The following is a 25,108-nucleotide window of genomic DNA, read 5'->3' on the forward strand; positions in this document are numbered from 1 at the left end:
CAAGGCTACGAAGGCCCTCTGACCGGCCGCGACACCAAAACCATCCTCGGCCTGACGGTGGAGATCGTCTACCGCCAACCCGGCCAGAAAGGCTTCCAAGTCCTGCCCCGACGCTGGGTCATCGAACGCACCCTCACCTGGATCAGCCGACGCCGACGCTGCGCCCGCGACTACGAACGCCTCCCCCAACACCACGCCACCATGGTCCACTGGGCCGCCATCATCCACATGACCCGCCGCCTCGCACATCTACCACAACACCAACCACAAGATCCAAAACAGCCTCTATAGCAGCACAAAGCACGCACAGGCGGTCAGCGGCGGAAATGGGGCGAGCCCCGTCAGTCCGCGTCCTCGCCGATGTCCTCGTACCAGAGGCGCGGGTTGGCCTCGATGAAGTCGGCCATCAAGCGGGTGCACTCCGGGTCGTCGAGGAGCACGATCTCGACGCCGTTCTCGGCGAGCCAGTCGTGGCCGCCGTGGAAGTTCCGGGCCTCGCCGACGACGACCCGGCCGATCCCGAACTGGCGCACCAGTCCGCTGCAGTACCAGCACGGCGACAGCGTCGTCACCATCGTCGTCCCGGCGTAGGAGCGCTGCCGCCCCGCGTTGCGGAAGGCCGCGGTCTCGCCGTGCACCGACGGATCGTCGTCCTGCACCCTGCGGTTGTGCCCGCTGCCCAGCACCTGCCCATCGGCGCCGATCAGCGCCGCGCCGATGGGGATCCCGCCCTCGGCGAGCCCGGCCTTGGCCTCCGCGACCGCGACGGCCAGCCACCGCCGGTAGTCCTCTTCGGACACAACGCACCCCTCCTCGAAAACCCGCTCTCGGGATCTCCCCAATTTTAGGCAAAATCGGGGAGCCCCACCTCCACGCGGCCGGGGCAGAACGTTTCCAATTTTAGGCAAAATCGGGAACTCACTGGCCTCGCGCACCGGGCGCCGAGGGCGAAATGCTCCCAATTTTAGGCAAAATCGGGAGAGCCCCCCGGGTGCGGCGACGTTGTCACACCCGCAGCAGGGCGCAGAACATCGCGTCTGTGCCGTGGCGGTGCGGCCACAGCTGCACGCCCGGCCCGTCGCCCAGGTCCGGCACGTCCGGGAAGTACTCGCGCGCGTCCAGCTGCGTGACGCCGGTGCGGCGCACGACGTCGGACACCACGCCCTCGGTCTCCGGCAGGTGCGGCGAGCACACGACGTACGCCACCACGCCGCCCGGGCGGGTCAGCTTGATCGCCGACAGCAGCAGCTCGCGCTGCAGCTTCGTCAGCTCGCCGACGTCCGACGGCTGCCGCCGCCACCGCGCCTCCGGGCGGCGGCGCAGCGCGCCCAGCCCGGTGCACGGCGCGTCCACCAGCACGCGGTCGAAGCCCGGTTCCAGGCCCGGGTCGCGGCCGTCGGCGACGTGCACCGATACCGACAGCCCCTCGGTGGCCTTGCGCACCAGGTCCGCGCGGTGCGGCGCCTGCTCGACGGCGTCGAGCGAACCGCCGTCGAGGGTGATCAGCGATCCGAGCAGGTTCGCCTTGCCGCCCGGGCCCGCGCACAGGTCCAGCCAGCGCAGGTCCGGCCCCTCGATCTCCGGCCGGGTCACCGCGAGCGCCACCAGCTGGCTGCCCTCGTCCTGCACGGCGGCGAAGCCTTCCCGCACCGGCTCCAGGTCGCCGGGGTCGCCGGCGCCCGCCTCCAGCCGCACGCCGTAGGGCGAGTACGGCGCCGGGTCGCCGCCGGTGATCGCGGCGAGCTCGTCGGCGCTGATCTCGCCCGGGCGGGCGGTCAGGTGCACCGCGGGCCGGGCGTCGTCGGCGGCCAGCGCCGCCTCCAGCTCGTCGGGGCCGAGCGCGTCGGCGAAGGCCTGCGCGATCCACCTCGGGTGCGCGTAGCGCATCGCGAGGTGGCCGACCGGGTCCTCCGCACGTGCCGGGGCGAGCTTGTCGACCCAGCCCTGCTCGTCGAGCTCGGCGGCGCGGCGCATCACGGCGTTGGCGAAACCGGCCAGCTTGGAACCGTTTTCGAACCGCACGATGTCCACAGTGGAGGCCACGGCGGCGTGCGCCGGGATCCGGGTGCGCAGCAGCTGGTAGACGCCGAGGCGCAGCGCGTCGAGCATCTTCGGGTCCAGCTCGGCCAGCGGCCGGTTGCTGCAGTCGTCGATGACGGCGTCCAGCAGGCCCTGCGCGCGGCAGGCGCCGTAGGTCAGCTCGGTGGCCAGCGCGGCGTCCCGGCCGCTGATGCGGCGCTGCTTGAGCAGCGGCGGCAGCGCCAGGTTCGCGTACGCGTCGCGCTCCCGCACCGCGCGGAGCGTCTCCACCGCGGCGAGGCGGGCCGGGTCGACGTCCACCGGCCGGGCCGGGCCGGACTTGCGCTGCGGCGGGCGGGCCTTGGCCGGCCTCGACGGCCGGTGGCGGCGATCGTTCACTTGAGCCGTTCTCCTTGCTCGATGCGGGTCCCGCGGGCCCAGTCGGTGGCGGCCATCCGCTTCTTGCCCGCCGCCTGCACTTCGCCCAGCGCGACCGCGGACGTCCCGGTGCCGACCAGCACCCGCCGCCGCTCCACCCGGATCTCCCCGGGCGGCAGCTCGTCCTCGATGATGGACACCGGGCCGAGCTTGAACCGCTCGTCGCGCAGCAGCGCCCAGGCGCCCGGGTCCGGGGTGACCGACCGGATCAGCCGGTCCACGGCGGCGGCCGGCGCGGCGAAGTCGACCTTGGCGTCCTCGACGGTCACCTTCGGCGCGTAGCTGATGCCGTCGCCGGGCTGCTCCTCGGCGCGGAGCGTGTCGTCCTCGATGCCGTCCAAGGTGGCGGCCAGCAGCCCGGCGCCGGAGACCGCCAGCCGGTCCAGCAGCTCACCGGCGGTGTCGGTGGCGCGCACCTCCTCGGTGACCACGCCGTAGACCGGGCCGGCGTCCAGCTCGCGCACCAGCCGGAAGGTGCTGGCCCCGGTGATCTCGTCGCCGTGCCGGATGGCCGCCTGCACCGGGGCTGCACCGCGCCACGCGGGCAGCAGCGAGAAGTGCAGGTTCACCCAGCCGAACTTCGGGACGGCCAGCGCCTTCTCCCGTAGCAGCGCGCCGTAGGCCACCACCGGGCAGCAGTCCGGGGCCAGCTCCGCGAGCCGCGCCAGGAAGTCCGGGTCGGACGCGCGCGCGGGCGTGAGCACCTCGATGCCGTGCTCGTCGGCGAGCGCGCCGACCGGGGAACGCAGCAGCTTTCGACCGCGGCCGGCGGGAGCGTCCGGCCTGGTGATCACCGCGGCGACCTCGTGGCGGCCGGAGTCCAGCAACGCCTGCAGCGCGGGCACGGCGGGGGCGGGGGTGCCGGCGAAGACCACGCGCATGTCAGCGACCCCCGAACAGCGGGTGCGGGCTTTCCTTGATCACCGGCGCGTTGCCGTCGAACCACTCGGCCTTGCGGATCTCGCGCATCGCGGCCTTGCGGGTCTGCTCGTCGAGCCGGTCGACGAACAGCACGCCGTCCAGGTGATCGGTTTCGTGCTGGATGCACCGGGCGAGCAGGTCGGTGCCCTCGACCTCGACCGGTTCGCCGTGCATGTTCCAGCCGCGGGCCACCACGTTGCGGGCGCGCAGGCAGTCCCAGTACATGCCGGGGATGGACAGGCAGCCCTCCTGGCCGAACTGCTCCTCGTCGTCGATCGCGGTCCAGGTGGGGTTGATCAGGTGCCCGGCGAACCCGTCGCAGTGGTAGGTGAAGACCCGCAGGCCGACGCCCAGCTGCGGCGCAGCCAGCCCGGCGCCGCCCTGGTCCTCCATGGTGTCCCACAGGTCCTGGACGAGGATGCGCAGCTCCTTGTCGAAGTCGACCACCTCGTCGGCTTTGGTGCGCAACACGGGGTCGCCGAAGAGTCTGATCGGCTGGACGGTCACATGGGCTCCCGGAACGTCTACTACTGACGGACCCGACGAGTCTAGTCGTCACCCGGCCCGGGTCGGCGGTGCGGGAGTTCCGCTGGAATGGCCGCTTTCGGAGCGGTCCTCCGCCACGATTCACTGGGAGACCCGAGTCACGGAGCGTGCATGTCCAGTACCGATCAGCTTCAAACCCTGACCCCGGCCGACTACCCGGGGCTGTTCCAGGCGGCCGACGGCGCCTCGGTGCACCAGCAGCGCACCTTCCTGCGGGCCGTCCGCTCCCGGTTGGTGCTGACCGTTTCGGCCGCGACGTTCGCCGCGTTCGCGCTGCGCATCGGCGACTCCCAGATCGATCTGTTCGCGGTGGGCACCGCGCTGGCGTTCGTCGGCGCGATGGTGATCGAGCTGGCCATCGTGGGCACCCGGCCGGACAAGGTCTGGTACGAGGGTCGCGCGCTCGCGGAATCGGTCAAGACCCTGACCTGGCGCTACGTCTCGGGCGCCGCGCCGTTCCCGGCGGACGCCGAGCAGGCCGACGACGAGTTCATGGATCGCATCCGCATCCTGCAGCACGACATGCCGAAGGTTCCGCTGCTGCCGAGCACGGCGTCGACGATCACCGCCAAGATGCGGGCGATGCGCGCGACGCCGCTGGCCGAGCGCAAGGAGGCGTACCTGGTCGGCCGGGTGCTGGACCAGCAGGACTGGTACGCGAACAAGGCGCGCTTCCACCAGCGCAGCGCACGGGTCTTCCGGACCACGATGCTGGTCATGGAGGTGGTGGGCGTCGCGGGCGCGCTGGCGAAGGCGTTCGGGGTGGTCGACTTCGACCTGGCGGGCATCGTGGCCGCGGCGGTCTCGGCGTTCGCGGCGTGGACGGCCACCCGCCAGCACAGCGCGACGGCGACGGCGTACGTGGTGGCGTCCCACGAGCTGGCGGTGGTCCGCAACCTGCTCGACCGGGACCTGGACGAGCAGCAGTGGTCGGCGGCGGTGGTCGACGCCGAGTCGGTGATCAGCCGCGAGCACACCATGTGGCACGCCAACCGGTCCCAGTGACCGCGAACGTCCTCTTCCCGTGATCGACATCGATAAGGTCGCCATGTGACTCACATCTCAGTCGATGCGCCCGGGCACGACGCGTTCATCTCCTACAGCCACGCGGACAAGGACGTGGCAGCCGCGTTGTACAAGGGCCTGACGAGGCTCGCCAGGCCCAATTTCCGGCGCAGGGCGATGCGCGTCTTCCGCGACGCGGAAAGCCTCTCGGCGGGTTCGCTGCCGAAGTCGATCGAGCGGGGGCTGCTGGATTCGCGGTACTTCATCCTCCTGGCCTCGCCGAACGCGGCGCGTTCGGAATGGGTGCGGCGGGAGGTCGGCCTCTGGCAGGAACATCGGTCGCCGGCGAACTTCCTGATCGCGGTGGCCGGCGGCGAGGTCAACTGGGGTGACGGCGACTTCGACTGGTCGCGAACCAATGCCCTGCCGCCGGGGCTCAGCGGCTGGTTTGACAGCGAACCGCTGTGCGTGCCGTTGGCGACTGCTCGTCGGCGGGACGCATTGTCGTTGCGCCACGCCGAATTCCGCAGTGCGGTGTGCAAGCTCGTCGCGCCGGTCCGCGATGTGCCGCCCGACGAGCTGGACAGCGAGGACATCCGGCTGCACCGCCGCCGGAAGTACGTTGCGCGATCCTTGGTCGCGCTGCTGTGCCTTCTCACCCTGATCGCGGGGGTGGCTTCTATCCTGGCGGTGCAGCAACGAAATCGCGCCGAGGACCAGGCTCGGGTCGCGCTCTCCCGCGCGCTGGCGGCCGAGTCCCTGGCACAGCCGAACGCACGGCTCGCCGCCCAATTGGCGGGCGTGGCTTACAGTTCCGCTCCCACCACGCAGGCGCGCGGCGCTTTGATGGCGGTGCTGAACCGCAACCGGCGCGTGGTGTCCTTCGTCCGGCCGCCGGAGAAGGAGGTCCATGCGAACCGCCCCGCGGCCTCGCCACCGCAGTCGCACGTCAGCTTGAGCCCGGACGACTCGCTGCTCGCATTCGCGGCCGGCGAAGACGCGCGGATCTCGTTGTGGGACACCCGGCAGCGTCGGGTCATCGGCGAATTGCGACAGCCGCAGCCAGGTGTGCAGGCGCTTCAGTTCACGCCCGACGGGCGCACGCTGATCGCCCACGACGGCGGCGGGTTCCAGATCTGGGATGTCGCGACGCGCCGGCAGGTGGGCGACCTCGTCCACGAGTCGCCTTTCCCCCGCATCGCGGTGTCCCCGGACAGCTCCCTGCTCGCCGCGATCGACGGAGACGCGGGAGCGAGCACCCGGCCTCCGCAGGTGTGGGACCTGCGAACCGGTGAAGAAACCCTGCTGGCTGAGGCACCGGTCGAGGTGTCGGCACCGCTGGTCTTCACCCCGGACGGCCGGCGGTTGCTGGTCGGGCACGCGGGGTCCGGCCTCGCCGGGTCGACCATGTCCGCGCTGCTCCCGGTAGATGTCGCGACCGGGTCGTGGCTGCCGCAGGAAGCCCTCCCGGCCACCGGAGGCGAAGCCGCGGCCGGTGGCGGACTGCTGGTGGTTTCCGACGGCGAGCAGGTGCAGCTCTGGGATCTCGCGAACCGGGCGCAGGTCGCCTCGATGCACCACCCCGGCGGTGTCGACAGCGTCGCGATCTCGGCGGACGGGTCGACGGTGGCCATCGCCGACCGCTCGTTCCGCATGATCGCGTTGGACCGGAACCTGCGCAATCCGGTCCAGCTCACCGAGGAGACGACGCCGGTGCTGGGCCTGGCGCTGTCGGCGAACGGCGACCTGGTCGGGGTCGCCGCCACCGACAACGGCGTCAGCCTGCTGTCGGCGCGTTCCGATGCGCGCGTGATCTCCCAGCCGACGCAGCTCGGCGATCTCGAGCTCGAAGCGCTCGCCGTGGGCGGTCGCCGGGCGGTGGTGGCAGGTGCGGGCGGTGCGCAGGTGTGGGATCTGGCCAGCGGCACCGTCGAGCGCACGCTGCCGACCACCACCGCCCCCGGTGATATCTCCTCGTGGGAGATCCGGGTCGCGCTGAACTCGGCCGGGACTCGGCTGGCACTGCAGGTCGGCGGCCAGGCCGGGATCTGGGATCTCGACACCGGCCGGGAACTCCAGCGGTTCAGCGGCACGTACGACGCGCAGAACAGCATCTACGGGTCGGCCGGAATCCGCTTCCTGTCCGGGGACCACGCGGTCCTGGTCGACCGCGACGGCGGGCCGGAGATCGTCGACGTGAGGAGTGGCGACGTCATCGGCAAGGTCGAGGTACCCGGATTGGAAGGCGGTTTCGCCACCGACCGGGAGGGCCGCACGGTCGCCGTGGTGGAGGACGGCGTGCTGGGGATCATCGGGGTGTACCGGTGGGATGGCCAGGAGCTGAGCCGGGTGGGCGAAGTCGGCGGCGGCTTCCGGGTCCGGGATCTGGCGATCAGTCCGGACGGTGGCCGCATCGCGTTCACCGACATCGACAACCGGATCTTCCTGCGCGATCTCGACGGCACGCTCGCGACCGAGATGCAGCCGCCGGAGCTGTCCGGCGCGGGCCTGCTCACCTTCAGCCCGGACGGCGGCACCCTCATCGACGGCGACGACGCGATCCGGTTCTGGGACGTGTCGACCGGTGCCCTGATCGGGACGTGGGCGGTGGATGGTGCGAACCACGTCCACAGCACCCGGCCCGCGCTGACCGACGACGGCGACCTCGTCGTCGCCGCAACCGGCGCACCGCACCGATGGGCGGTCCGGCCGGACCAGTGGAGGACTGCCCTTTGCGCTCTCGGCGCGGGAGAATTGCAAGGCCCGGAGCGGGCTCAGCACCTCGGAGGCATCGAGGTATCACCAGCCTGCACGCCCTGAACCACGTTGTGACCACCACCGCGCCGCCACCGGAAGGCCGGATCGCAGGCCCGGGGCCGTGATCGTTTTGGGGTGCTCTAGAACCCCGAAACGATCACGGCCCCGTTCACCAGTCGCGGTGTCAGCGGACCGGGACCACCACTGCCGCCGCTCCGCCGCCGCGGCGTTCGCGTTCCGCCGCCGCGATCCAGCGGCCGTCGGGCAGTCGCTCCACCCCGGTCGCCGAGCCGATCTCAGCGGTCGTCTTGAACTGGTGGCCGATGGCCTTCAGCTTCTCCGCCTCCGACTGGGCCAGGAAGCCCGGCTCCGCCTCGGTCTGCGCCGAGTTGCGCTGCGACGCCCTGGGCTCCGCGATGGCGTCCACCAGGGACAGGCCGCGGTCCAGGCGGCCGGTGAGCACCTGCAGGACGGTGGTGATGATCGTCGCGCCGCCCGGGCTGCCCGCCGCCAGCAGCGGCTTTCCGTCCTGCAGCACGATCGTCGGGCTCATCGAGCTGCGCGGGCGCTTGCCCGGGCCCGGCAGGTTCGGGTCCGGCTGGCCCGGGGTGACCGGCGAGAAGTTGAAGTCGGTCAGCTCGTTGTTCAGCAGGAATCCACGGCCGGGCACCACGATGCCGCTGCCGCCGGTCTGCTCGATGGTCAGCGTGTAGGCCACCACGTTGCCCCAGGCGTCGGCCACGGTCAGGTGCGTGGTGTTCGGGCCCTCGTAGGGCTCGGCGCCTGCGGCGGTGCCCGCCTGGCAGCCCTGCGGGTTGTGCGGGTCGCCGGCCGCGACCGGGGTCGCCAGCACGGCGTCGTCGCTGATCAGGCAGGCCCGGGAGGCGGCGAAGTCCGCGCTGAGCAGCTCCTCGGTGGGCACGTCGTTGAACTCCGGGTCGCCCACCCAGCGGTTGCGGTCGGCGAAGCCGATCTTGCTGGCTTCCAGGAAGCGGTGCAGGTACGCGGTCTTGTCCCCGTCGGAGAGGTCGGTGCGCTCCAGGATCTTCAGCGCCTCGCCGACGGTCGTGCCGCCCGAGCTGACCGGCGCCATGCCGTAGACGTCGAGGCCGCGGTAGTTCACGTGGGTCGGCGCCTGCTCGTTCACGCCGTAGTCGCCGAGGTCGTCGGCGGTCATGCCGCCGGGGCGCACCTTGCGGTTCGCGGCCGGGTCGGCCGGCGGCTGGTTCACCGTCTTGACGACGTCCTCGCCGATCTCGCCGTGGTACAGCGCGTCGATGCCCCTGGTGCCCAGGGTGCGGTAGGTGTTGGCGAGGTCGGGGTTGCGCAGCACGCTGCCGACCTCGGGGAGCTTCCCACCGGGCAGGAACAGGTCGCGGGTCGCGGGGAACGCGCTGAAGCGCTCCTGGTTCTCGGCGGTCTGCTGGCGGAACGTCTCGTCGACGACGAAGCCCTTGCGGGCCAGCTGCTCCGCCGGGCGCAGCACCTCGGCGAGGTCCTTGGTGCCCCAGCGGTCCAGCGCCGCCTGCCAGGTCATCGGGGTGCCCGGCACGCCGACGCCGAGCCCGCTGGTGACGGCCTCGCCGAACGGGATCGGCTTGCCGTTCTCCAGGAACGAGTCCTCGCGGAGGCTGGCGGGCGCGGTTTCGCGCCCGTCGATGGTCTCGACCGCGCCGGTCTTCGCGTCGTAGTGCACGAAGAAGCCACCGCCGCCGACGCCGGCCGAATACGGCTCGGTGACGCCCAGCGCCGCCGCGACCGCGACCGCCGCGTCGGTGGCCGTGCCGCCGCGCCGGAGCACCTCGATCCCGGCCTGCGTCGCGTACGGGTCGACGCTGGACACGGCGCCTCCGTAGCCGACCGCCTCGGCCTGCTTGGGCGGTGCCGGCGGCCCGCCGGGCGCCGCCTGCGCCACCGGCGCGACCAGGGCGCACGACGTGATCGCGGCCAGGGTGAGTCGAACGGGCCTCACGGACATCGCCACCTCCAACATCGACAATGCCGCATACTCTGCACAGTCTGCGCCGCCGATACAACTGCCCCACGGCAAGCTTCTGCCGTGCTGGAGGGATATTTCGCGAGAGGTTCGCGGGCCCGGCTGCCGCCGGTGCCGGACGCCCGCACGCTGAGTGACGGTTTCGCGCGGAACCGGCGCTAGCCCGCCGGGCCCAGGGCCGCGTCGTGGTAGCGGCAGTTGGCCGCCCACAGCAGGAACGAGTTCATGCCGTTGGCCCGCGCCCCGTCGATCTGCGCCGCCACCTCCGCCGGGCCGTAGGAGACGCCGAGGCTGAAGTCCTGCAGCCACGGGATGATCTGCACGTCGGTGCCCTCGACCGCCTTGGCGAACGCCGCCAGCGAGCGCGCCACGATGTCGTAGGGCTGGGCGTTGGGGTTGCCGACGCCGAACTCGCCCGGTCCCCAGTGCGACGGGTAGACCATCGGCGAGATGTAGTCGACGAATCGCGAGATCTGCCTGATGTCCTGGGCGATCTCGGTGGGCCGGTCGACCGAGATGCCGAACACCGACGCGCCCAGCAGCGCGCCCCGCGACCGGACCTCCGGCTGGGTCTGCCGCAGGAAGTCGGCGATCGCGGCCTCCGGCGTGGTGGTCAGGCCGGGGATGCGCATCTGCTCGATGTGCCCGTCGGGCCGTCGCACGTAGTCGTAGAGGACGTCGTCGAAGCCCAGCGCGGCGGCCTCGGCGGCGATGTCGATGTTGTACCGGGTGACCACGGGGTCGGCGAAGTTGGTGAACGCGTAGCTGCCGTAGACGCCGCTGGTCCAGGGCCGCCCGTCGGCGGTCTGCACCACCCGCTCGGGGTGCCCGCCGTTCCAGGACGCCGCGCCCAGCACGGGATCCTTGAAGGCGACCAGCCTGCCGACCACCCGCACGCCCATGCCGTGCAGCTGGTCCAGCACCTGCCGGGCCTGGTAGTAGCCCTTGACGGCGCCGATCTGGTGCGCCATCGGCACCGCCGAGTCGTAGACGACCTCGCCGCTCTCGTCCTTGAGGTCCAGTTCGATTGTGTCGATCTTGCCCTGCCGGGCCATCGCGAGGACGGGTTCGCGCAGCGAGTCGCTGGTCCAGGCCAGTCCGGTCAGGTGCACCGCGCGCATCCCGGGATGTCTGATGTGGACGGTCATCGTCTTCTCTGCGCGGTTGCCCGCCGCGTCGGTCGCGACCACCTGGACCTCGCGATCGGGCCGGTCGACGACCGCGCTGAACCCGCCCTGCGGATCCGGCACCACGAGCCGCCCGGCCACGGTGACCTGCGCGGCGCCCTGCACCGTGCCGACGACCGTTACCGGCCGGTTCGGCCCGTCCGGCCGCAGCGAGTCCTCGACCTGCAGCGCCGGCGGCGAACCGTCCACTGTGAACGTCCGAGTGGTGGTGTCCGAGCCGAACCAGGACGGGCTGCGCGGCACCACGACGCGCAGCTCGTGCGGCCCGTCCGGCAGGCCCGCGGCCTGCACCGCGAGGGCACCCTGCCGGTCCGCTGCGGCGACCTCGCGGCCGTCCAGCAGCACCCGCACGCCATCGGCCGCACCGGAGCGGATCTGGATCGAACCCACCTCGGCGGGCGCGATCGGCCGGTCCGGCAGACCGGATATCTCCACGTCCTCTGTGGACATGGATCTCACCAGCAGGAAGCCCAGGAACAGCAGCGCAATGGCGCCCGCCCCGAACAACGCGAATCTGTCGGCCCGCACCGCCTTGGCGCGGGCCGCACCGGAATCAGCATCCGACATCGCTTTCGCCTCCCCGACTCCAGGCGAACTCGCGCGGCTGCACGAAATTCGTGCGTGATCAAATTGGAGCCGGCCGACGACCGGCCGCTCCACCTTCGCAGCCATGGCCCGGAAGATCAATGACCACTTGGAGTATCCCCAGCGGGAAAGCCGGTCTCTACCGTTGGAGGAGATGCGATCAGCAGTGCGGAAAGCGCGCGCCGGCGTCGTGGTGACGGCGGCGGCCCTGCTCGCGGCCTGCGGCTCCGGCCAAGGCGGCGAGATCGTCCAGCCCCAGCCCAACGCGGTCGTCCGGCCGCCGGATCCCGTCCCCCGCCCGACGCCGGAATCGGTGCGGGCGAACGAGCTCGGCGACGTCCCGGTGCTCATGTACCACCGGATCACGCCGACGCCGCGCAGCGTCTACGACCGCAGCCCGGATGACTTCCGCGCGGAGCTGGAGCGGCTCGCCGCCGAGGACTACGTGCCGGTGACGGCGACCGAGTACGCCACGGGGCGGTTCGACATCCCGGCCGGGAAGCACCCGGTGGTGCTCACCTTCGACGACGGCTCGATCAGCCAGTTCACATTGGACGGTGCCGGGGAACCGGCGGCGGGCACCGGGATCCGCATCCTGCTGGACGTCGCCGCAGCGCATCCCGGGTTCCGCCCGGTGGCGACCTGCTACGTGAACAACCCGCCGTTCGAGGAGCCCGGCGGCCGGCGCAGCCTCGGCTGGTTGCAGGAGCACGGCTTCGAGATCGGCAACCACACGCTCGACCACGAGAACCTGGGCCGGGCTTCGGATGCCGAGGTGCGGCACCAGATCGCCGGGATGCAACGGCTCATCGCGGACGCCGTCCCGGGCGCGCAGGTCCGGTCGATCGCGCTGCCGCTGGGCGTGCACCCGGACGACGAGCGCCTCGCGGGCGACGGCTCGGCGGAGGGCGTCGACTACCACTTCGACAGCGTCATGCTGGTCGGCTCGAATCCCGCGCCGTCGCCGTGGTCGGCGGATTTCGACCCGGCGAACGTGCCCCGAATCCGCTCCCAGGGCCCGGCCGGGCAGGACGCGCAGTACGGCTCGACGGCGTGGCTGGACAAGCTCGCCGCGGACCCGGGCCGCCGCTACACCTCGGACGGCGACCCGGACCGGATCTCCGCCCCGGCGGGCGGGAGCACCGGGCCTTCGGCGGCGGTCGGCGACCGGCTCTACCGGTACTGAGGGCGGTTCAGCAGATCTGACCCCGGGTCGCCGCCGTCGCGCGCAGCAGGTCGCGGAGCAGGTCGAAGTCGATCGCATCGGCCCTGCGGAAGCGCAGGCACCCCTTGCCCATGTCGTGCCCGGCGAGCCGCCGCGCGAAGGCGTCCCGAACATCGGTGCGCACGAGGTAGACGGAGATGTACTGCTTCTGACAGGCAAAAGCGATCTCGGCGGTGCCGTCGCGCTGGTACGCGGGCATCCCGTAAGCCATGACCTCGTCGAACCCGGCCAACTCGGCCTGGCACAGGGCCCGGATCTCGGACAACGCTTCCCGGCGTGCCACCGGAGCCTCGGCCAGGTAGCCGTCCACGTCGGCAGCCGAACTGCGCACCACGCCGGAAAGCCCAACCGCGAACGCGGCGGCTCGTGAGCACTTCGCGTCGCTGTGGCGATCCAGAGCACTCACCCGGCCGCACGAACGGCTACGGGTGCCGAGCCAGCCATTCCTCGCGGGTCGCGGCGTATTCGACGTCGCCGTGCTCGGCGCCCTCGATGGGGCCGTCGGGCCAGTCGTAGTCGAACGTCCGCACGTAGCGCAGGCCGACCTTCTCCATCACCCGCCACGATCCCCGGTTCACGGTCATCGCCTGCGAGAACACCCGCCGCACCCCGAGGTCGGTGAACGCCTTGCGCAGCAACGCGAAAGCGCCTTCGGTCGCGTAGCCCCGGCCCCACGCGGACCGGTGGAACCGGTACCCGAGCTCGACGTCGTCGAGCGGCCCGTCGGGAGCGGGGTGCAGCATGAGGATGCCCACGAACCGGCCGGTGGCCTTCTCGACGACCGCCCACTTCCCGAGCCCGCCGAACCGCTCGTAGTACCCGAGGTACGAGGGCAGGACCTCGTCGGCGGTCTCGGCCCGGGTGACGGGAGCGCCGCCGTTGATGTACCGCATGACCTCGGCATCGCTGTTGAGGGCGAAGACGTCGTCGACGTCGTCGAGCCCGAACTCCCGCAGCACGAGCCGCTCGGTCTCCAGCAGAACGCGCCCCATCAAGGCTCCTCTCAACCCGCGAATCCCAGCACACCCCCGAATCCCCGGCCACCGATTTTCCGGAACCCGCCGGGGGTTGCGCGGGGTCGGGGTGGTTGCCGACGATGGGGCGTGGTCGCGTTCCGGGAGGCACGGTTGCCGGACGTCGCCGCGCTGGAGGATCTCGCGCGGTCGGCGTACTCGCTCTACGCCCGGCGCATGGACCGGCCTCCGGCCCCGGTGGTCGCGGACTACTCCGCCGCGGTTCGCGAGCACCAGGTCTGGGTCGCCGAGGAAGGCGACCGAGTCCTGGGGATGCTGGTGCTCGTGCCCGAAGACGACGTGATGCTGCTGGAGAACGTCGCGGTGCATCCCGACGCCCAGGGCCGGGGACTGGGGCGCGACCTGCTGGCGCTGGCCGAGCGGGAGGCGGCGCGGCAGCGGATGACCGAGATCCGGCTGTACACCAACGAAGTCATGGCGGAGAACCTCGCCTACTACCCGCGGCACGGCTACGTGGAAACGGGCCGCGCCGAACAGGACGGCTACCACCGGGTCTTCTTCCGCAAGCCGGTGGTCGAGCGCTCCGACACCACATTCCGGGGACCTACTTGAGCCATCATGTTGGCGATGCGGCAGAATCTGCGCTCAGCCATCAACCACCCAAGAATAATTACCGTTCGAATACGCAACATTAGGCCAATCGAGTTAGATTCTTTGATCCATTCGAATGACACCCCTTTCAAGTAGACACCGACTGTAATTGAATCTGGTCCCACTTGCCGCCTGACGGCAACACAGGAATGGGGGACCAGATGGCCCGGGAGCATGTAAGCGGGTACACGACACGCAGCGGAAAGGAGGTTGGCAGCTACACCCGCCGCAAAAGATCCACGGGTGTGGTCATGGCAGGCGTTGTCGGCGGAACGATCGCGTTGGGCGGTGGTGGCACAGCATCCGTGGATGCACTGTCCGCACTACGCAGTCGGCCTACGCAAACCTCGAAAGGCACCGCCCGCAGCGTCGAAGTTCGAACGTTCGCCAGGCTGAAGGCCAAGGGGTATCAGGTCAAGTACAACTCGAGATCACAGTTCGGATCCTGCAAGAACAAGTCGTACGGTCAGGTCAAGGGCTTCTTCTCCACCCATCCTTGCCGATCGCTACATCGTTTCATGGCCGAGCTGGTTTCCCCGAGCGGCGCCTCGGTACTGGTGGCTGTTTCCGTGGTCGACATGCCCAATGCCGAGAATGCCGCCGAATTCAAGGATCTCGTGGACGTCCACGGCACCGGCAACATCCTCGAGTTGCCGAAGGAGGTGCGACGTTACCGGGCTGTGGAGTTCACCGGCTACCGCTACGGATCGCGGCAGGACGGCACGCTGGTGACCAACGTACAAGTCGAACCATTCGGCAGAAGCCGCAATGCTGTCATCGCCGCCGAGGTCCTGAGCCTGGCACTGGAAGCGGAATGATGGCCTTACAGCATTTCCAGCGGGTCCAGGCGGACCTGTAGTTCCGTGGCCTTGCGGGCCGCCCGGACCGCTTGGGCCGCGTGGAGGGAGCCCGCCAGGGCTCGGCCTTCGGCCCGGTCCACCCGGACGATCAGGCGTTCCCGCTCGGAATTGCCGTCCTCGTCGACCTGGCCCAGCGGCACCGGGCCGAGCACTTCCGCCGTCGGCGGCAGATCCGCCGAGTCCAGCAGCGCCTCGATCGCCTCCGGCGTGCCGTCCACGGCCGCGACGCGGCGGGCCGGCGGGAAGCCGAGCTCGGCGCGCTCGGCGAGTTCCAGCGAGGCGTACCACGCCGGATCCCAGCGCACCAGCGCCTGCACGGGCTGCAGCGACGAGTCAGCCATGACCACCACTCGCCCACCGTCGCGGGCGGGCCGGACCAGCGCGGCGGCCGCGAACCACAACCGGAGCGCCGTCTCGGCGGAGCGGAGCTCTGGGCGGCCCAGCAGGGTCCGGCCGTCCAGCAGCAGCGCGGCGCCGTAGCCGCCTTCGGCGACCGGCTCGGCGCCGGGAGTGCACACCACCAGCCCCGGCTTCGCGGGCACCGAGGCCAGGATCTCGCCGGCTCCGGAGGTCCGCACCGACACGTTGCTGAACGCCCGCCCGAGCTCCTCCGCGGTGCGGCTGGCGCCGACCGCTACGGCGCGCAGCCGCCGCGAACCGCACGAGGCGCACTTGAACGCCGCTTCCGCGGCTCCGCACCAGCTGCACGCCGCCGGCTTCGGCGCTCCGCCTTCGCTGCCTCCCGGCAGCGCCAGCGGCCCCGCGCACCGGCGGCACCTCGCCCGCTCGCGGCAGTCGCCGCACGCGAGCGCCGGCACGTAGCCGCGCCGCGGCACCTGGACCAGCACCGGCGCTCCCGCGGTGAGCGCGGCTCGCGCCGCTTCGAACGCCACCGAGGGCAGCCGCGCTGCGCGCGCCGCCGGGTCCCGCGCCAGCTGGGTGTCGTCCTCGCCGATCGCGGTCACCCGCGGCGCCGCTGCCCGCACGTCCGTGCGGTGCGCGACGAGTTCGTGCGCCCAGCCCGATTCGGCCAGCAGCGCCGCTTCGGCGGTGCGGGCGAAGGCTCCGACGATCAGCGCCGCGCCCGCCGCGTGCGCGCGCTGGGTGAGCACGTCGCGGGTGTGCGGGTAGGGCACCTGCGGGTAGCTGTGCAGGTCGTCGCCGTCGTCCCACACCGCCGCGAAGCCCAGGTCGTGGACCGGCGCGAACATCGCCGCGCGGGTGCCGATCACGACGCGCGCCGCGCCGCGCAGCACCGCCAGCCAGCGGCGGTAGCGCATCGACGGGGCGAGGTCGGCGGCGAGGGCGACGACGCCGTCCTCGCCGAGTAGCGCGGTGCAGGCGTCTTGCAGCCGCTGGAGGTCCCGGTGGTCGGGGACGACGATCAGCGCGCCGCGCCCGGCCGCCGCTGCCGTGGCGGCCGCTTCGGCCAGCCGGGCGGGCCAGTCCTCGCCGGGCAGCGCCTGCCAGACCGCTCGGGCCGACCGCCCCGCGTGCATTGCGTCTAAAAAGGACGGTCCGTGCTGGTAGCGGGCCCACGCCCCGGCATCGGGTCGCGGCGGTGGCGGGCCGGGTTCGCGGGGCGCCGATTTCTCGGCCCCGGCGTGCCGGGGCGGGATCGCCAGGCGCACCACGTCCGCGAGCATGCCGCCGTAGCGGGTGGCCACCGCGCGGGCGACCTCCAGCAGCTCCGGGGTCAGCACCGGCTCCGGCGACGGGATCCGCTCGACCCAGGACAGGGTGCCCTGGAAGTCGGTCGTCTCGTTTCGCTCCAGCAGGTAGCCGTCGACGAGCTTGCCCCGGAAGCGCACCCGCACCCGGCAGCCCGGGACCGCGTCGGCGTCCAGCCGGTCGGGCACCAGGTAGTCGAACGGCCGGTCTAGGTGCACCGGCAGCGGGACGTCGACGAGCACGCGGGCCACCGGGCGGGTCTCCGCCGCGGTCCGCTCTGCCGTCTCCCCCTTCCGCTTCCGGGGTTGTGCACCTGCCATGCCTCTTCTCTACCAGAGCCCCCGGACGCGCCTGTCAACAGCGCGTCAGAACGGGCGAGCCGGGCGTCAGGACCGCGCCCGGAACCACCTCGGCCCCGGTCGACCGGGCGTAGGCATGAGTAGCCCTGTGCAACCCGAGTCCTCCTCAACCGCACCTCAGGGGAACGTGACGCAAACCAGCCACAAGAAACCGCGAAACGCGGGATTGAGCTGGACGCAACCACAACTGTGAAACGCGGAGAGGCGGAACTGCATGAGCCATCCACCCCCGAGCGCCGAGGAAATCGCCGTGACTCTCGCCGAACTCCTGCCCACCTTCCGCCACAGCCTGCCCAGGAAGCTGCCCGATTCGATCTGGCCGGAGAGCGCCGTGGCGCTGCCCTCCGGCGACGTGACGGTCGGTGGCGTCTCGCTCACCGAGCTCGCCGAACGGTTCGGCACCCCCGGCTACGTGCTGGACGTGCAGGCGGTCCGCGCCCGGTGCCGCGCGTACCGCTCGATGGACGCCGAGATCGCCTTCGCGGGCAAGGCGTTCCTGTGCCGCCGGATGGCCCGGCTGCTCGCCGAGGAAGGCATGTCGCTGGACGTCTGCTCCGCGGGCGAGCTCGCCACCGCGCTCGCCGCGGGCTTCCCGGCGGAGCGGATCTTGTTGCACGGCAACGCGAAGACCGACCGGGAACTGCGGACCGCGGCGAACGCCGGGGTCGGGCGCGTGGTGGTGGACTCGCCGGCGGAGATCGACCGGATCGTCGGCGCGCAGGACGTGCTGGTCCGGGTCACGCCGGGCATCGACGGACACACCCACCGCGCGGTCGCCACCGGCGTGGAGGACCAGAAGTTCGGGCTCTCGCTGGCCGGCGGGCAGGCCGCCGCGGCGGTGGCGAAGGTCCTGCAGCGGCCCGAGCTGCGGCTGGTGGGCCTGCACTGCCACCTGGGCTCGCAGATCTCCGAGGTGGCGGGCTATGAGGAGGCGGTGCGGCGGTTGACGGCGTTCCTGGCCGAGATCGCGGTGCGCCACGGCATCACGTTGCCGCAGCTCAACATCGGCGGCGGGCACGCGGTGGCGTACCGGCCCGGCGACGCGGAGTTCGACCTGCCCGGCTTCGCCGCCCGCATCCCGCGGGTGCTGCACTACGAGTGCCGCAAGCACGGCCTCGTCGTGCCGCGGCTGACGCTGGAGCCGGGCCGGGCGATCGTGGCGCGCGCCGGGATCACGCTGTACCGGGTCGTGACGGTGAAGCACGGCAGCAGCCGGACGTTCGTCGCCGTCGACGGCGGGTTCAGCGACAACCCGCGCCCGGAGCTCTACGGCTCGCGCTACGCCGCGCGGCTGATCGGCCGGGTCGGCGCGGCCCGGGAGCGCGCGATGAGCGTCGTCGGCCGCCACTGCGAGGCCGGTGACGTGCTGATCCCGGACGCGGTGCTGCCCGTCGACATCCGCGCCGGCGACCTGCTGGCGGTGCCGTGCACCGGCGCCTACCACCACTCGATGGCCTCGACCTACAACCTGGTGTGCCGGCCCCCGGTGGTCGCGGTGGACGACGGCGCGGCCGAGCCGTGGGTCCGCCGCGAGACCGAGACCGACCTGCTGCGCCGCGACGTGGCCTGAGGCGCGAATTTTGCCCGACCAGGACCAATGACCCGGCAAAACGCCCGCCCGATGCGGCAAGGTCGCAGCCGAGGGTGAGGAGATGCGATGCCGGGACCGGTGCGGCCGGCGATCGCCGACGTGGCGCGGGTCGCCGGGGTGTCCAGGACGACGGTGTCCCACGCGCTGAACGAGATCGGCAAGGTCGAACCGCGGGAGCGGGTGGCGGACGCCGCCGCCGAACTCGGCCACCGCCCGAGCCTGCGCGCCCGGTCCCGGACCATCGGCCTGGTGTCGTCGATGCCGATCGCGGTCGCCGGCGGCCCGTCCCGGCTGGGTTTCTTCATGGAGGTCGCCGCGGCCGCCTCCGAAGCCGCGCTGGTGCACGGGTACGCGCTGGTCGTGGTCCCGCCGGTGGCAGCCGATCCGCCGCTGGACTCGCTGGACATCGATGGCGCGATCGTCGTCGAACCCGACCAGGACGACCCGGCGACGAGGCGGCTGCGGGCCAGGGGCGTGCCGGTCGTGACGCTGGGCAAGCAGCAGAGCTCCGACATCCCGCACGTCGACCTGCGGGCGCCGCTGGCCGGGCGGCTGCTGCTGGACCACCTGCGCGAGCAGGGCGCCCGCCGGATCGCCCTGATCGTCGGCGGCGGCCGCCGCAACTCGTACGTGGACATCACCGCCGTCTACCGGGAATTCGCCGACCGGCACCGGATGGAACCGGTGGTCGTCACCGCCGACGAGTCCGGCGGCGAAGCGGCCGGGTACGCCGCCTGCGCCGAGCTGCTGAACGGGCACCCGGACATCGACGCGATCTGCGCCACCGTCGACGCGTTCGCGGTGGGCGTGCTGCGGGCGCTGACCGAACACGGACTGCGCGTCCCGGCGGACGTCCTGGTCGCGACCCGCTACGACGGACTGCGCGCCCGCACCAGCACCCCGGCGCTGACCGCCGTCGACCTGCACCTCGGCCAAGCAGCGGCGAGCGCCGTCGAACTGCTGCTGGCGGGCCTGAAGCGGGAGACCGGGCCGCAGGTGATCGCCAACCCGGATCCGGTGCTGGTGGCCCGCCGCTCGACGATGCGCTCACCCGGCGAACAGCAGCGCGACGCCGGAGACGATCGCGAACAGTGGACGACTGCGCAACCGAGCAGTGGGTCCGCCGCGAGACCGAAGCGGACCTCCTGAGCCGCGACGTGCCCTGACCCACTCGGAACAATGGGAGCTCGGGTTTCCCCTGGTCAGGACCCGTGAGTACTTTTGGGTGCGATAGCGACCGAAAATACTCACGGGTCCTGACCTGGCCGGACGCAGACCCGGTCGGGCAAGATCCGCCGGGGTGCCCGAGCGTGAGGAGATGGTGATGCCGGGAGCGGCGCGGCCGACGATCGCCGACGTGGCACGGGCGGCCGGGGTGTCCCGGACGACGGTGTCCCACGCGCTCAACGGGATCGGCAAGGTCGATCCGCGGACGCGGGAGCGGGTGGCGAAGGTCGCCGCTGAGCTCGGGTACCACCCGAGCCTGCGCGCGCAGCGGTTGCGCCACGGCCAGTCCCGGACCATCGGCCTGGTGTCGTCGATGCCGGTCGCGGTGGCCGGCGGCCCGTCCCGGCTGGGTTTCTTCATGGAGGTCGCCGCGGCCGCCGCCGAGACCTCGCTGCTGCACGGGTACGCGCTGGTCCTAGTCCCGCCGGTGGAGTCCGGCACGCCGCTGGACTCCCTGGACATCGACGGCGCGATCGTCGTCGAACCCGACCAGGACGACCCGACGACCAAGCGCCTGCAGGCCCGCGGCGTGCCGATCGTGACGCTGGCCAGGCAGCCGGGCACCGACCTCCCCCACGTCGACCTGCGGGCCCGGCTGGTGGGGCGGCTGCTGCTGGACCACCTGCGCGAGCAGGGCGCCCGCCACATCGCCCTGCTCGTCGGCAGCAGCCACCGCAACTCGTACGTGGACGCGATCGACGCCTACCGGGAGTTCGCCGACCGCCACGGGATCGCACCGCTGATCGTCACGGCCGACGAATCCGGCGGCGAGGAGGCCGGGTGCGCTGCCGCCTCGGCGCTCCTGGACGAGCACCCGGAGGTCGACGCGATCTGCGCCACCGTCGACGCGTTCGCCGTGGGCGTGGTGCGGGCTCTGACCGACCGCGGGCTCCGCGTCCCGGCGGACATCATGGTGGCGACCCGCTACGACGGTCTGCGCGCCCGCACCTGCACGCCCCCGCTCACCGCCATCGACCTGCACCTCGGGCAAGCCGCAGCCGGCGCCGTCGAACTCCTGCTGGCCAATCTCAAGCAGGAGACCACGCCGCAGGTGATCACCAACCCGAAGCCCGTCCTGATCGCGCGCCGCTCGACGATGCGCTCACCCGGCGAACAGCAGCGCGACGCCGGAGACGATCGCGAACAGCTGCACCAGTAGCCGCATCAGCCGGCCGTCGAGGCGGTGGTGCACGAACCGGCTCAGGCCCGCACCCAGCGCCAGCGCGGGCAGCAGCACCGCGGCGGGCCACAGCTGGTCGGCGCCGACCTTTCCGGTGATCAGCAGCACGGCCAGCGAGATGACCTCGCCGGCGATGAAGCAGACCGCGACCGTCGAGCGCAGCACGGCGGCGGGCCGGTGCTGGTACACCAGCGCCAGCGGCGGCCCGCCCACGCCGGTGGCCGTCTCGGTGACACCGGTGATCGCCCCGGCGGCGAGGAACGCGCCCCGGCCGGGCGTGAACTTCGGCGCGAGCAGCGTGACGACGGCCGCCAGCACGGTCGAGCCGCCGACGAGCAGGTTCAGCTGGCCCACCGGGACCGCCACCAGCACCCACAGCCCGCCGAAGGTCCCGGCGAACCGGCCGGCGATGATCCACCCGGCGCCGGCCCGGTCCAGGCTGCCGCGTTCGCGCCCGGCGATGTAGAGGTTGAGCGGAATCATCAGCACCAGCAGGAAGACCGGCAGCAGCGACGGCTCCACCAGCCCGACCACCGGCGCGACGATGAGCGCGAACCCGACTCCGGTGGCGCCTTGCACGAACGCCGCCACGGCGACGGCGAGCGCCATCAGCGCCAGCACCGCGACGCTCATGCCGGTTCCGCCTCTCCGCGATTCACAGTTGTGGCTGCGTCCCGCTCAATCTCGCGTTTCGCAGTTCCTTGTGGCTGGTTCGCGTCACGTTCCCCTGAGGTGCGGTTGAGGAGGACTCGGGTTGACACAGGGCTGCTCATGCCCGCCCTCCGATTCCCGTCGACACGCGCGAGCGGTGCTCGACCGACACCGGGTGGATCCGCCGCAACGGCGCCCGCTCCACCACCTCGCGCGCCATCTTCGCAGCCTGCGCAACGAGTTCCGGGCCGTCCCAGTCGATCGGCAAGCCGCGCCACAACCGCAGCCTGCCGCCGACGAACACGGCGGCGATCTGATCGCGGTTGGCCAGCCGGACCAGCTCCCAGCTCAGGTCCCAGGACGGGCACAGCTCCGGGACCTGCAGGTCCACCACGAGGAAGTCCGCGGCCCGGCCTGCGGCGATCTCGCCGGTGAACCCGCCCAGCCCCACCGCGTCGGCACCGAGCGACGTCGCGTGCTCCAGCCAGGTCCAGCCGCCACCGCACGAGGAATCGCCGCTGGCCAAGCCGAATCCCAGCCGCTGCGCCAGCTCCGCTGCGTCCACCAGCCGGAAGGCGTCGCCGCGGGTGCCGTCGGTGCCGAGCCCGAAGCGGACCCCGAACACCGACAGCAGCTCGGCGGGCGCGACCGCGTTCCCCTTCCACCCGCTCGCAACCGGGTTGTAGCTGATCGCCGCGCCGGTGTCGGCGAGCAGCCGCACCTCGGTCGGGGTCAGCAGCGTGGCGTGCGCCGCGAGGACCTGCGGCCCCAGCGCTCCGATCTCGTGCAAGTGCTCCAGCGGCCGACGCCCGTGCGCCTCGAGCGACCGCTCGACGGAAGCCAGGTGCTCGTTGACGTGTATCTGGAACACCGCGCCCGCCTCGGCGCACAGCCGCGACACGTCCCGCAGCACGCCGTCGGGCGCGGCCTCCGGGATCGGGATCGCCAGCGACGGGTGGACCAGCGGCGAATCCGCCCAGCGCGCGAGGTGCTCCTCGTCCGGACCGTCGCACACCCGCCCGAGCACGCAGCGGATCCCGGCGTCCTGAGTCGCCGCGGCGACCACCCCGACGTCGACCGGCGCTCGGGTGCCCGCCTCGGCGATGGTGGTGAACCCGCCGCGAAGTGCTTCCAGCGCGGCGAGTTTCGCCGCGACGTAGGCGTTCTCCTCGGTCAGCGCGCCCTCCAGCGGCACCCAGATCCGGCGGAAGATCTCCGACGGCTCGCCGAAGGCCAGCGACTTGCCGAAGCTCTGCGTCAGGTGGTGGTGGGCGTCGACGAAGCCCGGCATCAGCAACCGGCCGTCCAGCCGGACCGGGTCGAGTTCCCGGTGCGCCGCAACGACTTCCGCCGCGGGGCCGACCGCGCGGAACACGCCGTCGGCGACGACCACGGCATGGTCGCGGACCGGGCCGTCGGGCAGCAGCAGGAACTCCGGCAGCAACAGGACTTCGGCGGCATCGAGCAGTTCTCGGTTCACGATCTCACTTCTCCGTTGTGGTGGACGTGGTCGAGCGGCGGAGGTAGTGGAACGCGATGTTCAGCCCCACCGCCACGAAGGCCCCGACGGCGACGCCGCTGTCGAGGAAGGTGCTCAGGCTCGACGGCAGCCGGTCGTACACGCCCGGCACGAGGATCGGCAGCAGCCCGAAGGCGAGCGCCACCGCGCAGATCACCGAGTTGGCGTGGTCGGCGAGGTCGACCTGGCGCAGCAGCTGGATCCCGAGCACGGTGATGACCGCGAACACGACGATCGCGGTGCCGCCGACCACGGCGGCCGGAATCCCGTTGATCACCTCGGCGATCGGGGTGACCACGCCGATGACCACCAGCACCACCCCGGCGACCGCCGTCACGTAGCGGCTGCGCACCCCGGTCATCCGGACGATGCCGATGTTCTCGCCGCTGGTCACCATCAGCGAGGTGCCGAAGAAGCCGCCCAGCAGCGAGATCAGCGCGTCGCCGCGGATCGTCCTGGGCACGTCGCGGCGGGGGTCTATCTCCTTGCCGACGATCTCGCCGTTGAGCACGGTCTGACCGGTCGCCTCGGCCATCGACACCAGCGCGAAGACCATCAGCGGCAGGGCGGCGAACAGGCTGAACTCCGGCGCACCGAACGGAAGGGGGTCGGGCAGGTTGAACACGCCGCCCGCGCCCACCTCGCCGAAGCTGGTGGCGCCGAGCAGCACCGCCATGCCGGTACCGGCCACGAGCCCGAGCACGACCGCCAGCTGCCGCAGCATCCCGGTCAGGAAACGCAGGAACAGCACCGTGAACGCCACGGTGGCGAAGCCGAGCAGCAGGTCGCGGGGGTTGCCGAAGTCCGGGCTGCCGGGCTTGCCGGTGACCAGCAGGCCGCCGACCTTCACCAGGTTCACCCCGACGATGACGATCATGGTGCCGATGACGACGGTCGGGAAGAACCGCAGCAGCCGGGTGAACAGCGGCAGCGCGACGAAGTAGAAGACGCCGGTGAGGATCACGGCGCCGGAAGCCGTGGGCAGGCCGTGTTCCTGGGCGATCGCCAGGAAGAGCACGACCGGTGCGCCGCCGGGCAGCATCACGAACGGCAGCCGGACGCCGAAGCGCCACGGGCCGAACGACTGCAGGAGCGTGCCCAGCCCGGCGAGCACGAACGTCGCGGACAGCAGCTTGATCGTCAGCTCGGGCGTCATGCCGAGCGTCTTGCTGACGAGGAAAACGCTGGAGATGGGGGTCGCGGCCATCACGAGCACGTGCTGCAGGCCGAACGGGAGCAGCTTGGCCAGGGGTAGGCGTTGATCGACGGGATGCGGTGTGGACACTGCGGAGCCTCCTCGCGCTGAGTCCGGGCGCTCGCCGACCGCTCCGGCGGTCGGCGCGGGACTGCCCCGGAGGCTTGAGGCGCTGTGAACGCCACGCCCACCACCAGGGCCAAACCGATTTGGCCAATCGATGCGGGAGAGTATTTGCGACACCCTCCGGCGCTGTCAAGACCACCCGCCGGGCAACTCATCACGACAAGGCACGTTCCTGCTGCTCAAGCACCCGCGAGCATTTCTTGCCGCCATAGAGCCTGTTTCCGAACTTGCTCTGCGTGGCGGTGCCGGGTAGCGGAACCTCAGGCGCCTTCTCACTGTGGGATCCGCGACTCATGAATGCGCCAATTCACCACGTCAGGGCTGTCCTCGCGAGAAAACACCTGAGAACCCGCGGCGGTGCAAGCTGCGTAGGTGGGCTAACCGCTTCAAAGACAACAACCCCGCGCTACCACACCTCACACCAC

At 71.7% G+C, this 25,108-nt stretch carries 21 protein-coding genes; 9 read left to right on the forward strand and 12 right to left on the reverse strand.

Going from position 1 to position 25,108, the window contains the following annotated elements; all coding sequences use genetic code 11:
• Nucleotides 1-291: transposase (locus BLW84_RS39915; protein ID WP_143061270.1), on the forward strand; the 291-nt coding region annotated here is incomplete at its 5' end.
• A gap of 50 nt (nucleotides 292-341) precedes the next feature.
• On the opposite strand, the gene BLW84_RS39920 is transcribed toward BLW84_RS39915, so the two are convergent.
• The 4 genes from BLW84_RS39920 to def all read right to left on the reverse strand — a co-directional run bounded on the left by BLW84_RS39920 (nucleotide 342) and on the right by def (nucleotide 3,885).
• Nucleotides 342-800 carry a nucleoside deaminase gene (locus tag BLW84_RS39920; RefSeq protein ID WP_093276771.1) on the reverse strand — a complete coding sequence of 153 codons (459 nt, stop codon included), beginning with the start codon at nucleotides 798-800 and terminating at the stop codon, nucleotides 342-344.
• 205 nt (nucleotides 801-1,005) lie between these two features.
• The gene (locus BLW84_RS39925; protein ID WP_093276773.1) at nucleotides 1,006-2,418 is read right to left on the reverse strand and encodes an RsmB/NOP family class I SAM-dependent RNA methyltransferase; all 1,413 of its coding nucleotides are present in this window, start codon (nucleotides 2,416-2,418) and stop codon (nucleotides 1,006-1,008) included.
• On the reverse strand, nucleotides 2,415-3,338 hold the full coding sequence (fmt, locus tag BLW84_RS39930; RefSeq protein ID WP_093276776.1) for a methionyl-tRNA formyltransferase: 924 nt from the start codon (nucleotides 3,336-3,338) through the stop codon (nucleotides 2,415-2,417). Before fmt ends, BLW84_RS39925 begins: the two co-directional genes overlap by 4 nt.
• Before the next feature lies 1 nt (nucleotide 3,339).
• Nucleotides 3,340-3,885, reverse strand: coding sequence for a peptide deformylase (gene def, locus BLW84_RS39935; RefSeq protein ID WP_093276777.1), 546 nt, complete (start codon nucleotides 3,883-3,885; stop codon nucleotides 3,340-3,342).
• A gap of 150 nt (nucleotides 3,886-4,035) precedes the next feature.
• Between def and BLW84_RS39940 the strand changes: the two genes are divergently transcribed.
• Both BLW84_RS39940 and BLW84_RS39945 read left to right on the forward strand, forming a co-directional pair.
• Nucleotides 4,036-4,929, forward strand: a complete 894-nt coding sequence (locus BLW84_RS39940) for a DUF4231 domain-containing protein (protein ID WP_177226956.1) — start codon at nucleotides 4,036-4,038, stop codon at nucleotides 4,927-4,929.
• 45 nt (nucleotides 4,930-4,974) lie between these two features.
• Nucleotides 4,975-7,749 carry a toll/interleukin-1 receptor domain-containing protein gene (locus BLW84_RS39945; RefSeq protein ID WP_093276782.1) on the forward strand — a complete coding sequence of 925 codons (2,775 nt, stop codon included), beginning with the start codon at nucleotides 4,975-4,977 and terminating at the stop codon, nucleotides 7,747-7,749.
• Between the two features lie 121 nt (nucleotides 7,750-7,870).
• On the opposite strand, the gene ggt is transcribed toward BLW84_RS39945, so the two are convergent.
• Complete coding sequence (gene ggt / locus BLW84_RS39950; protein WP_093276860.1) at nucleotides 7,871-9,664, reverse strand: gamma-glutamyltransferase; 1,794 nt, start codon at nucleotides 9,662-9,664, stop codon at nucleotides 7,871-7,873.
• A 176-nt stretch (nucleotides 9,665-9,840) separates the two neighbouring features.
• Entirely contained in the window at nucleotides 9,841-11,436 is a 1,596-nt protein-coding gene (locus tag BLW84_RS39955) for a putative glycoside hydrolase (RefSeq protein WP_093276784.1), read from the reverse strand.
• A gap of 172 nt (nucleotides 11,437-11,608) precedes the next feature.
• On the opposite strand from BLW84_RS39955, the gene BLW84_RS39960 reads away from it, so the two are divergent.
• Nucleotides 11,609-12,640 carry a polysaccharide deacetylase family protein gene (locus BLW84_RS39960; protein WP_093276863.1) on the forward strand — a complete coding sequence of 344 codons (1,032 nt, stop codon included), beginning with the start codon at nucleotides 11,609-11,611 and terminating at the stop codon, nucleotides 12,638-12,640.
• 7 nt (nucleotides 12,641-12,647) lie between these two features.
• Here BLW84_RS39960 and BLW84_RS39965 read toward each other — a convergent pair whose 3' ends face one another.
• Both BLW84_RS39965 and BLW84_RS39970 read right to left on the reverse strand, forming a co-directional pair.
• A complete protein-coding gene (locus BLW84_RS39965) occupies nucleotides 12,648-13,085 on the reverse strand; it encodes an iron chaperone (RefSeq protein ID WP_218157661.1) in 438 nt (145 codons plus the stop codon).
• 16 nt (nucleotides 13,086-13,101) lie between these two features.
• Nucleotides 13,102-13,671, reverse strand: coding sequence for a GNAT family N-acetyltransferase (locus BLW84_RS39970; protein WP_093276789.1), 570 nt, complete (start codon nucleotides 13,669-13,671; stop codon nucleotides 13,102-13,104).
• Nucleotides 13,672-13,782: 111 nt separating this feature from the next.
• Here BLW84_RS39970 and BLW84_RS39975 point away from each other — a divergent pair, with 111 nt between their 5' ends.
• Nucleotides 13,783-14,265, forward strand: a complete 483-nt coding sequence (locus tag BLW84_RS39975; protein WP_093276790.1) for a GNAT family N-acetyltransferase — start codon at nucleotides 13,783-13,785, stop codon at nucleotides 14,263-14,265.
• 290 nt (nucleotides 14,266-14,555) lie between these two features.
• Entirely contained in the window at nucleotides 14,556-15,122 is a 567-nt protein-coding gene (locus BLW84_RS46845; protein WP_143061271.1) for a hypothetical protein, read from the forward strand.
• 5 nt (nucleotides 15,123-15,127) lie between these two features.
• Here the strand turns inward: BLW84_RS46845 and BLW84_RS39985 are convergent, their stop codons facing one another.
• The gene (locus BLW84_RS39985) at nucleotides 15,128-17,155 is read right to left on the reverse strand and encodes a primosomal protein N' (protein ID WP_245761714.1); all 2,028 of its coding nucleotides are present in this window, start codon (nucleotides 17,153-17,155) and stop codon (nucleotides 15,128-15,130) included.
• A 289-nt stretch (nucleotides 17,156-17,444) separates the two neighbouring features.
• On the opposite strand from BLW84_RS39985, the gene lysA reads away from it, so the two are divergent.
• From lysA to BLW84_RS40000, 3 genes are all read left to right on the forward strand, one after another.
• Nucleotides 17,445-18,764, forward strand: a complete 1,320-nt coding sequence (gene lysA / locus BLW84_RS39990; protein ID WP_425441818.1) for a diaminopimelate decarboxylase — start codon at nucleotides 17,445-17,447, stop codon at nucleotides 18,762-18,764.
• An 87-nt stretch (nucleotides 18,765-18,851) separates the two neighbouring features.
• Entirely contained in the window at nucleotides 18,852-19,934 is a 1,083-nt protein-coding gene (locus BLW84_RS39995; protein WP_093276800.1) for a substrate-binding domain-containing protein, read from the forward strand.
• Between the two features lie 151 nt (nucleotides 19,935-20,085).
• On the forward strand, nucleotides 20,086-21,171 hold the full coding sequence (locus BLW84_RS40000; protein ID WP_245761715.1) for a LacI family DNA-binding transcriptional regulator: 1,086 nt from the start codon (nucleotides 20,086-20,088) through the stop codon (nucleotides 21,169-21,171).
• Here the strand turns inward: BLW84_RS40000 and BLW84_RS40005 are convergent.
• The 3 genes from BLW84_RS40005 to BLW84_RS40015 form a co-directional block, all read right to left on the reverse strand.
• Nucleotides 21,115-21,825 carry a sulfite exporter TauE/SafE family protein gene (locus BLW84_RS40005; RefSeq protein ID WP_093276802.1) on the reverse strand — a complete coding sequence of 237 codons (711 nt, stop codon included), beginning with the start codon at nucleotides 21,823-21,825 and terminating at the stop codon, nucleotides 21,115-21,117. The two genes, BLW84_RS40000 and BLW84_RS40005, sit on opposite strands and share 57 nt — an antisense overlap.
• 136 nt (nucleotides 21,826-21,961) lie before the next feature.
• Nucleotides 21,962-23,323, reverse strand: a complete 1,362-nt coding sequence (locus BLW84_RS40010; RefSeq protein ID WP_245761716.1) for an amidohydrolase family protein — start codon at nucleotides 23,321-23,323, stop codon at nucleotides 21,962-21,964.
• Nucleotides 23,324-23,327: 4 nt separating this feature from the next.
• On the reverse strand, nucleotides 23,328-24,647 hold the full coding sequence (locus tag BLW84_RS40015) for a uracil-xanthine permease family protein (RefSeq protein WP_093276806.1): 1,320 nt from the start codon (nucleotides 24,645-24,647) through the stop codon (nucleotides 23,328-23,330).
• Nucleotides 24,648-25,108: the final 461 nt, after the last annotated feature.

Origin of the sequence: Saccharopolyspora shandongensis, from assembly GCF_900106995.1 — a bacterium.
GTDB lineage: Bacteria > Actinomycetota > Actinomycetes > Mycobacteriales > Pseudonocardiaceae > Saccharopolyspora > Saccharopolyspora shandongensis.

Bases quoted from the DNA above. Each gene is read 5' to 3' on its own strand.
- fmt (WP_093276776.1), bottom strand. From the start codon at position 3,338: ATGCGCGTGGTCTTCGCCGGCACCCCCGCCCCCGCCGTGCCCGCGCTG.
- BLW84_RS39940 (WP_177226956.1), top strand. From the start codon at position 4,036: ATGTCCAGTACCGATCAGCTTCAAACCCTGACCCCGGCCGACTACCCG.
- ggt (WP_093276860.1), bottom strand. From the start codon at position 9,664: ATGTCCGTGAGGCCCGTTCGACTCACCCTGGCCGCGATCACGTCGTGC.
- BLW84_RS39955 (WP_093276784.1), bottom strand. From the start codon at position 11,436: ATGTCGGATGCTGATTCCGGTGCGGCCCGCGCCAAGGCGGTGCGGGCC.
- BLW84_RS39960 (WP_093276863.1), top strand. From the start codon at position 11,609: ATGCGATCAGCAGTGCGGAAAGCGCGCGCCGGCGTCGTGGTGACGGCG.
- BLW84_RS39970 (WP_093276789.1), bottom strand. From the start codon at position 13,671: ATGGGGCGCGTTCTGCTGGAGACCGAGCGGCTCGTGCTGCGGGAGTTC.
- BLW84_RS46845 (WP_143061271.1), top strand. From the start codon at position 14,556: ATGGCAGGCGTTGTCGGCGGAACGATCGCGTTGGGCGGTGGTGGCACA.
- BLW84_RS39985 (WP_245761714.1), bottom strand. From the start codon at position 17,155: ATGGCAGGTGCACAACCCCGGAAGCGGAAGGGGGAGACGGCAGAGCGG.
- BLW84_RS39995 (WP_093276800.1), top strand. From the start codon at position 18,852: ATGCCGGGACCGGTGCGGCCGGCGATCGCCGACGTGGCGCGGGTCGCC.
- BLW84_RS40005 (WP_093276802.1), bottom strand. From the start codon at position 21,825: ATGAGCGTCGCGGTGCTGGCGCTGATGGCGCTCGCCGTCGCCGTGGCG.